Below are 4,533 nucleotides of genomic sequence, written 5' to 3' on the forward strand. Positions count from 1 at the left end.
GCATGATATTCATGCTTCGCTTTTTTTGTATAAGAAACCCTTTATTAAGCGTGTAAATTCTTACCTAACCTAGACCTTTTTTAAGACGCACCTTTTGCAATAGTGCGTTTGGACAAATTAAAATAAAACAAGCAAACGACTTTAGACGCATTCAACCCCTCATTGTGTAGTAAACTTGACCTTATCATAAAAGTAAAAATATATCGTTCTACTTTTGGCACTCCATTTAAAGAAGGTTGTTATATCAATGAGTAACGCTAGTATCCAGTGGTTCCCCGGGCACATGAACAAAGCCCGTAACGAAATCAAAGAGATTATGCCAGAGATGGATGTCGTCATCGAAGTCATCGATGCACGCATTCCATACAGTAGCGAAAACCCTATGGTCGCAGCGCTACGTGGACAAAAACCCGTCATCAAAATACTCAATAAAGCAGACCTCGCCGACCCTGACCAAACGCAAGCGTGGATTGAGTATTTAGAAAGTCATGATCAAGTAAAAGCCATCGCTTTTGATGATAACAAATCCAACAACGTACATAAAATTGTCGAGCTGTGTAAGCGGCTAATCCCCAATAAAGTCGGTACGGGACGTCAGATCAAAGTGCTGATCATGGGCATACCAAACGTCGGTAAATCGACTTTGATTAACAGTTTAGCGGGACGTAGTATCGCTAAAACAGGCGATGAACCTGCCGTGACTAAATCTCAGCAGCTGATCAAAATCGATAACGACATCATGCTTTATGATACACCTGGTATGCTCTGGCCAAAAATAGAAAACCCAAATTCAGGCTACCGCTTGGCGGCTACGGGTGGTATTAAAGATACGGCTTTTGACTTTGCTGATGTGGCAGGTTACACCGCTGAATATTTAATTGAAGCTTATCCTGAGCTGCTTAAAGAACGCTACAAAATTGAAGATCTACCACAGACTGATTGGGAGTTTTTCGAAGTTGCTGGCCGTAACCGAGGCCTGTTAAAAAAAGGTGGCATCGTTGATACCTACCGTATGTCGGAGATACTCATCAATGAGCTGCGCAGCGGCATATTGGGGCGCATTACTTTAGAGACGCCAAAAATGCGTGAAGCAGAGCTGTTATTGGTAGAAGAGATACGCGCACAGGCTGAAGCGAAAAAAGAAGCTAAGTTAGAGGAAAAGCGTTTACGTAAAAAGCGTGCGCGGAAGAATCGGAAGTAGTGCTTAAGATTATTTAACAGCGCGCTGGGTTCATCCTACAAAAATTTGAGTTTATATATGAATTACGAGCTTAAGTGGTGGTTCCATGAAAATAGATTTTCATTCATTTATTATGGACTTAGTTTGGGTTTATTTCTAATTTTAAGAAGTGTTTTTTATAATACTGCATTGTATACAACTCTGTTCTTAACCTTTATCCCACCATTTATTATGTATTTCGTCGCAAAAAATGAGTCAGATGTTGGGAAAACAGTTTTTTATACTTGGCTGCTCACTTTACTATTTTTTATAACTATTCTTGTTTTAGTAGTCAAATTTCTTTACATGATGTTTGTTATAGCGTTGATAGTTGCTCAGGACATTGCATACAAAATAGTGCATTATCTCAAGTTTAGGGAGTTATTCAAAGTTTATGAGTCACACCCTATTAGCGATTATATTTTATACTCGATTCCCTTTTTAAGTATCGTAGCAATGGCTGCATTCAATTACCCAAGTGATATTATCGAACAAATAAATATAACTTCATTAAGTGAAATTGTTATTAATAATTTTGAAATTGAAGCATTATCTGATTTAGCCAATGTTGTTCATAAGTATGGTATAGATAACCTTAAATCCTTACGAGAGAATATCCTTAAAATTTCTGGTTACGCAGCATTAATAAGCGTTTTGACGTATGGCTTCAAATTCATCAATCCTTTTGAAAACTTTAGTATGTAAGCTGCATAGAGAGCATGGTGCTTTGCTAATAACAGTACAGTATCTAATCATTAATTCTCATAGTAAATCATACAAACCCAACTCATAGAATATGTAGTGGTAAAATAGAATTAATAACCTCAAGTGATAATTAAAAAATCCTATGACTCAAACAACCGTTAACTCAGAACCCTATTTCAACTATGCATCCAAATCACTAAACACCTTTGCCCCACGCCTTCTCGATTGGTTTGCCGAAAATGGTCGCCACGATTTACCTTGGCAACAGCATCAAACCGATACGCCCAATCCTTATGTCGTTTGGTTATCGGAAGTCATGCTCCAGCAAACACAAGTGACTACTGTACTACCCTATTTTGCGCGTTTTATGGCGTCATTCCCAACGGTGCAAGATTTGGCAGCAGCGGATTGGGATACAGTCGCGGAGCATTGGGCGGGTCTAGGCTACTATGCGCGCGCGCGCAATCTGCATAAAGGTGCTAAACAGTTAGTCGACGTAATCGATGAAACTGGCGAATTGCCGCAAACCTTGGCAGGTTGGGAAGCGATATCCGGCGTTGGGCCATCGACCGCTGGGGCAATTATGGCGATGGGACTACATCGTTATGGCGTCATCTGTGATGGTAACGTTAAACGCGTGCTGACACGCTGGGCAGCGATCGATGGCGATATTACCAAATCAGCGACGACTAAAGAGCTGTGGGCATTGGCTGAGCGTTTAACGCCAAAAGAGAGTTCAGGTTTATTTGCGCAAGCTATGATGGATATGGGCGCAACCTTATGTACGCGTAGCAAACCTGCTTGCTTATTGTGTCCACTACAAGATGATTGCTTGGCACATGCACAAGGTCGTGAGACTGAGTATCCTGTTAAGGCGAAAAAACAGCCCAAACCAAGCAAGTTTAGCAATGCGCTATTAATTAAAGATGCAGGTGGTAACATCTTATGGCTACAGCGCCCCGATAACGGTATTTGGGGCGGACTGTGGAGTTTGCCTTTGCAGTTTGTAGAAAAAATTGAAGGCAAAGTGAATAGCAAGACGATTGATAAAAAACAAGTTGCGAACGATGATAAGTTATCAAACGTAGCAAATGATGTCTGTAGTAATGAAAGAGTATACGAAGCGGAATTTACCACCGCTGAGCAAATCATTAATGAATGGCTGATGAAAAATGAGCTGGTAGCAAAATCAGTTAGTAATACTTTACTGACTGACGCACCGATTAAGCATTCACTGACTCATTTTCATTGGTATTTGACGCCGAAAAAATTGACGATCGATGCGACGCAGGCAACTGAGCTAAACAAGAGACTAGGTGATGCTGAAACTGTCTTTAAGTGGCTCACCGAACAAAAAGCGCAAGACAGCCTTGGGCTACCTCGCGCAATGGGGAAAATCATAGAAGGTTAAAATTTAGGATTGGGCTACCTCGCGCAATGGGGAAAATCATAGAAGGTTAAAATTTAGGATGGTGCTGCGCTTAAGACTTTTTAAGACTTTGGAACGCGCAGACGCATCAAACCCTCTTGTTGCACAGTAGCAACCAGCTTACCATCCTGCCAAAACTGACCGTGGTTTAGCCCCATCGCATTGGATGTTGTATCACTCCACATGTCATATAACAGCCAATCATTTACATCAAAACTGCGATGAAAGTGCATTGAATGATCAATGCTAGCCGCTTGTAGGCCACTGGTCATAAAGCTGATGCCATGGGACATAAGCCCCGTTCCCACTAGATAAAAATCAGAAGAAAATGCCAATAGCGCTTGTTGAATCGCAACTGGTTGCGAGCCTAATTCACGTATGCGTAACCAGCTGGCTTGTTTGGGTTTGGTTGGCACAGGATTTATAGGGTCACGCGGTTTGACAGGCTTAATCTCCACATGACGACGACGCATAAAACGAGCTTTGAGCGCATCTGGTACTTTGCCCACATAACTCTCTTTTAGATCTTGCTCAGTCTGTAAATCTTCAGGTGGTGGATAAACAGGCATGTTTTCTTGATACTCTAAACCCTCTTCCATTGGTGCAAATGAGGCAATCATCGAAAATATGACCTGTTCAACAGGCGGCTTACCACGGACTTGTTTATACTGAATCGCCGTCACTTCGCGTGCTGACAAGCTACGGCCGTCACGTAAGCGCCTTACTTGATAAATCACTGGTTGATTGATATCACCACCGCGCAAAAAATAACCATGTAGCGAGTGACAAGGCTTATCTGTATTTAATGTATGAGCTGCGGCCATCATAGCTTGAGCAAGTACTTGCCCGCCAAATATACGCGTACCAACGTAATCATGGCTTTTGCCTTCAAACACATCTGGACTGACTTCGATAAGTGCCACTGTAGCGAGCAACTCATCAATCAGTTGTGAATAATAGGACATGGCAGTAATTTTCCTTGTTTTTGAGCGACCATTACTGGAGAGCAGTGTTAATACGTGAGCGCGTAAGGGAGCTTGTTTGTCACTTAGAAACGGTGTTTGACTGTAAAATAGAAAACATCTTAACCAATATTGTAGGCTTTGACCAGTTGCCACACGCTTACTCACTCGCATTAACTTGACTACTTAGGTTAGAGTTTATTTATATGAATATATAA

4 protein-coding genes are annotated in these 4,533 nt (G+C 41.5%); 3 read left to right on the plus strand and 1 reads right to left on the minus strand.

The window, feature by feature from the left end:
* The first annotated feature begins 247 nt into the window (after positions 1-247).
* The 3 genes from ylqF (at position 248) to mutY (ending at position 3,335) form a co-directional block, all read left to right on the plus strand.
* Positions 248-1,201, plus strand: a complete 954-nt coding sequence (gene ylqF, locus PENNN9_RS10200) for a ribosome biogenesis GTPase YlqF (RefSeq protein WP_058369580.1) — start codon at positions 248-250, stop codon at positions 1,199-1,201.
* Between the two features lie 123 nt (positions 1,202-1,324).
* Complete coding sequence (locus PENNN9_RS10205) at positions 1,325-1,924, plus strand: hypothetical protein (RefSeq protein ID WP_156410094.1); 600 nt, start codon at positions 1,325-1,327, stop codon at positions 1,922-1,924.
* 142 nt (positions 1,925-2,066) lie between these two features.
* On the plus strand, positions 2,067-3,335 hold the full coding sequence (gene mutY / locus PENNN9_RS10210; protein WP_058369582.1) for an A/G-specific adenine glycosylase: 1,269 nt from the start codon (positions 2,067-2,069) through the stop codon (positions 3,333-3,335).
* A gap of 80 nt (positions 3,336-3,415) precedes the next feature.
* Here mutY and PENNN9_RS10215 read toward each other — a convergent pair whose 3' ends face one another.
* On the minus strand, positions 3,416-4,318 hold the full coding sequence (locus tag PENNN9_RS10215; RefSeq protein ID WP_058369583.1) for an acyl-CoA thioesterase: 903 nt from the start codon (positions 4,316-4,318) through the stop codon (positions 3,416-3,418).
* Between the last annotated feature and the right edge of the window lie 215 nt (positions 4,319-4,533).

The sequence above is a fragment of the Psychrobacter sp. ENNN9_III genome (assembly GCF_001462175.1).
GTDB lineage: Bacteria > Pseudomonadota > Gammaproteobacteria > Pseudomonadales > Moraxellaceae > Psychrobacter.